The 1,385-nt window shown below is 66.6% G+C and carries 2 protein-coding genes; both read right to left on the bottom strand.

What is annotated here, in order from left to right:
- Positions 1–541: 541 nt before the first annotated feature.
- Positions 542–985 carry a hypothetical protein gene (locus Amac_RS31595; RefSeq protein ID WP_246268846.1) on the bottom strand — a complete coding sequence of 148 codons (444 nt, stop codon included), beginning with the start codon at positions 983–985 and terminating at the stop codon, positions 542–544.
- On the bottom strand, positions 982–1,335 hold the full coding sequence (locus Amac_RS31590) for a hypothetical protein (RefSeq protein WP_155358071.1): 354 nt from the start codon (positions 1,333–1,335) through the stop codon (positions 982–984). The genes Amac_RS31595 and Amac_RS31590 overlap by 4 nt, the downstream gene beginning before the upstream one ends.
- Positions 1,336–1,385: the final 50 nt, after the last annotated feature.

The following is a 1,385-nucleotide window of genomic DNA, read 5'->3' as shown; positions in this document are numbered from 1 at the left end:
CAACCAGCCAGGCCACCCACCGCCCCCGCCCAACCCCACTCACCAAAAACCTCCACTCACCAAATCATCGGATGAGTCCACCACACCACCCACCCCACCCACAATGGGAGAAAACACCAAAGACCACCCGAGTAGTCCACTCCTCGCCCCCGCAGCCCCAGGCAAGAGCCTCACCGCCCTTCGAGACCGGATCAGATGGCCCCATGTCCGAGCGAACATGCCCGGATAGCCGTGCCCAGGCAGCCTGTACCCGGATGGCCAGGCCCGGGCGGTCTGTGCTCGGGCAGCCTGCATCCGAATGGCCACGCTCGGGCGGTCGTGCCCAGGCGGTCGTGCCCAGGCGGTCGTGCCCAGGCGGTCGTGCCCAGGCGGTCGTGCTCGGGCGGTCGTGCCCGAGGCGCGACGATGGAGACCCTCCGCCGCACCCCTCCCAGCCGCCCACTGACCGTGGACGCAGGGCGAGCACAAGCCCATGCCGAGGATGACGCCTCCACTGGACCCGGCCACGGGTACGGGTACGGTGCGGCAGATCTATGGAAGTTCAGGTGCGCTGGGTTCGATGCCTCAGCAACCAGGCGAGTCCGATGACCGGCAATACGAGGGGGATGAACAGGTAACCGCTGCCGTATCCCGACCATACGGTGGCGTGCGGGAACGCCTCCGGATCCAGGACGCTGAGTGTTCCGACGATCAGCACGCCTGCCAGTTCGATCCCGCAGGCAAGAAACGCAAGCCGCCGGTGCCCTCTCGCCAGCGCGACAGTCAGCACGATGTACACGAGCGCCGCGAACGCCGACAGCAGGTACGCGAGCGGCGCCTCGGCGAATCGGGTCGCGATCTGCACCGCTGCCCGGGATGTGGCGGCTACGGCGAAGACCGCATAAACCGCAACCAACACCCGCCCAGGGCCACCACCCAGCGCTGGCACCTTGGTGTCACCCTCAGCATGGCGATTTGCCCCATCGGACCCGCCAACCCGATTCATGCGGCGCCGTTCCAAATCTGAAGCAGCCGCCCGGTCATAACCGCGACCGTGAACGCCCCAACCGCGATAACACCAGGCCCCCAGCGAGTACGCTCCACCTTCCCCCACCACAACGCCGCCAGCGGAATGACCAGCGTCCCCACCAGATAGCCAATGAAAGTCGCCCGCTCAGCCACCTTCTCCACCTGAGCAAACGCCATCACCGCCTGAACGACCAGAGCGATCTCTAGCACCGCGAGCCCCACCAGCAGCCCAATCCCCATACGACGATCACGCACAGCCGCGACAAGACACCCCAACGCCAAAACCAACGCCCCACCGATAACCCACCCCGAGTAGGCCCCGGTCACCGCCAACCATCCCTAGGAGACATGGCCAGAAGGCTACCCCCCACCCACCC

The organism is Acrocarpospora macrocephala, assembly GCF_009687865.1.
Lineage (GTDB): Bacteria > Actinomycetota > Actinomycetes > Streptosporangiales > Streptosporangiaceae > Acrocarpospora > Acrocarpospora macrocephala.
Note: the sequence above shows the minus strand (reverse complement) of the source record. Positions and strands in the feature narration are given on the sequence as shown.